Raw genomic sequence first — 2,344 nt, forward strand, 5'->3', positions numbered from 1 at the left:
ATAAGGACTCCCATCAAGGCGGCGAGCAGCAAATTAAGCGTCATCGCCGCAACCATGACCCCGCCAAGCGCTGGATTGCCGTACAGCCACCAGGCAATAAGGCCAATCACGGTGCCCCACACCAGCCCATTGAGCAGCGATACGCTAAGCTCCTTGCGCAGCAAACGCACGGTATTGCTGGGACGCACCTGATCGAGTGCCATTGCGCGCACAATCATGGTGATGGTCTGATTACCGGAATTGCCACCGATACCGGCGACTATCGGCATCAGCGCGGCGAGCGCGACCAGTTTTTCAATCGAGCCTTCAAACAGGCCAATCACCCTTGAAGCGACAAAGGCGGTAATGAGATTAATGGCAAGCCAGGCCCAGCGGTTTTTTAGCGACTTCCAGACTGAGGCGAAGATGTCTTCTTCCTCGCGCAGACCGGCGCGGTTTAGCACCTCGCTTTCGCTTTCTTCGCGGATTAAATCGACCATCTCATCAATGGTCAGACGACCAATCAGCTTGCCGAGCGCATCGACTACCGGCGCAGAAACCAGGTCATAGCGTTCAAACGCCTGCGCGGCCTGATAGGCGTCTTCATCGGCGGTAAAGCGTACCGGGTCGCAGGCCATCACCTCGGCCACTTCTTTATCCGGGTCTTCGACCAGCAGTCGCTTTATCGGCAGTACGCCTTTGAGCAGGCCATCGGTATCGACCACAAATAACTTATCGGTATGCCCAGGCAGCTCCTTAAAGCGGCGCAGATAGCGCAGTACCACTTCGAGGCTGACATCCTCGCGGATGCTGACCAGCTCAAAGTCCATCAGTGCGCCGACTTGGTCTTCCTCAAACGACAGCGCCGACTGCACGCGCTCGCGCTGCTGCGCATCGAGCGAGTCAATCAATTCCTGTAACAGGTCTTTGGGCAAATCGGCGGCAAGATCAGCCAGTTCGTCCGCGTCCATCTCGCGTGCGGCGGCGATAATTTCCGCGCCGTCCATCGCCGCAATAAGGCTTTCGCGCACCGCGTCAGAGACTTCCAGCAGGATGTCACCGTCACGCTCGACCTTGACCAACTGCCAAACGGCAAGACGCTTGGGCAGCGGCAGCGCTTCCAAGATATGGGCGATGTCGGCACTGTGCAGCTCATCGAGCAATTGCTGCAATTGTAAAAGCGCTTGCTGGCCTTCTTGACCAGAGAGGGGCTGTGGCAGGTCACCATCGTCCAAATCCAGCAGATGGCTGCATTCAAGCAGCTCGCTGATTTGCGCGATGCGTTCGGACAGGGTTTCCTGTGACTTGCGGATTTCGATTTCGGTCATGACATGCTCCACCCAGCGGTGAATGCATGCCCGCTGGACTAGATAATTAACGAGGCGTTACAGGTCGTTAAGGTTCGACTGGGTAAGTCCATGAGAAAATTCCAGCGTTAGCCGTTTGTACAAGGGTTGACTTGGCGCACTCGAGAGGATTCGAACCTCTGACCGCCCGGTTCGTAGCCGGGTACTCTATCCAGCTGAGCTACGAGTGCGTGATGATGGTGTTTTTAGCCAACCAGCAAGGCTTTTGTTGCATGGCGCACTCGAGAGGATTCGAACCTCTGACCGCCCGGTTCGTAGCCGGGTACTCTATCCAGCTGAGCTACGAGTGCGTAAATCTGCTTGGCATGGGAATGTTTGGCGGAGAAGGAGGGATTCGAACCCTCGACACCCTTTTGAGGTGTACTCCCTTAGCAGGGGAGCGCCTTCGGCCACTCGGCCACCTCTCCAGTACATCCCAACCTGCTGCGCAGGCCAGAACAGGCCGCGCATTATACGCATGCGGATACATTTTGCAAATCTGTTGTTAAACAAGGCGCTGCGTAAATGCCATCGGCTTAGGCATAGTGGCTTCTTTTTCATCCTTGGTAAGCCATCGAAGCGCTTAACGCGGGCAGTATCGATATCCAAAAACAATTGACTGCCGATAAGGGGAAATCCCCATGCGCAAAGCCTTGCAGCGTCTTCTACCCGCCATCTTGCTACTCGGCGCAAGCGGTGCACTCGCCGATAAAGCGCCCTTTACCCGCACCATTTTTATCGGCGACAGTCTGACCGACAGCGGCTGGTTTCGCCCGCTCTTTACCACGGTTTTCGGCTCGCAAGCGGCGCAGTGGGGGCGCTTTACCACCGGGCCTGACCTCGTTTGGTCGGAACACTTGGCGAACTTTTACGGCACCGATGCCAGCAGCCGAACCGGTATTGGCCGCTTTGGGCAGAGGGGCGATAACTACGCCATCGGTGCGGCGCGGGTCGCTGGACTGTTGCTAACCCCGCCCTTGACCTACCAATACCGCCGTTATTTGGATGACAACGGCGGG

The 2,344-nt window shown here is 56.7% G+C and carries 1 protein-coding gene, 3 tRNA genes and 1 pseudogene; 1 reads left to right on the forward strand and 4 read right to left on the reverse strand.

Going from position 1 to position 2,344, the window contains the following annotated elements; translation table 11 throughout:
- The 4 genes from mgtE to AXE65_RS08955 all read right to left on the reverse strand — a co-directional run.
- On the reverse strand, positions 1 to 1,307 hold a 1,307-nt coding region (mgtE, locus tag AXE65_RS08940; RefSeq protein ID WP_068391098.1), incomplete at its 3' end, for a magnesium transporter.
- Between the two features lie 132 nt (positions 1,308 to 1,439).
- Positions 1,440 to 1,516 (reverse strand) — tRNA-Arg (locus AXE65_RS08945).
- Positions 1,517 to 1,559: 43 nt separating this feature from the next.
- Positions 1,560 to 1,636 (reverse strand) — tRNA-Arg (locus tag AXE65_RS08950).
- 26 nt (positions 1,637 to 1,662) lie between these two features.
- A tRNA-Ser gene (locus tag AXE65_RS08955) sits at positions 1,663 to 1,753 on the reverse strand.
- 213 nt (positions 1,754 to 1,966) lie between these two features.
- Here AXE65_RS08955 and AXE65_RS08960 point away from each other — a divergent pair.
- A pseudogene (locus AXE65_RS08960) lies at positions 1,967 to 2,344 on the forward strand (hypothetical protein); the annotation flags it as partial.

Origin of the sequence: Ventosimonas gracilis, from assembly GCF_001580025.1 — a bacterium.
Classification (GTDB): domain Bacteria; phylum Pseudomonadota; class Gammaproteobacteria; order Pseudomonadales; family Pseudomonadaceae; genus Ventosimonas; species Ventosimonas gracilis.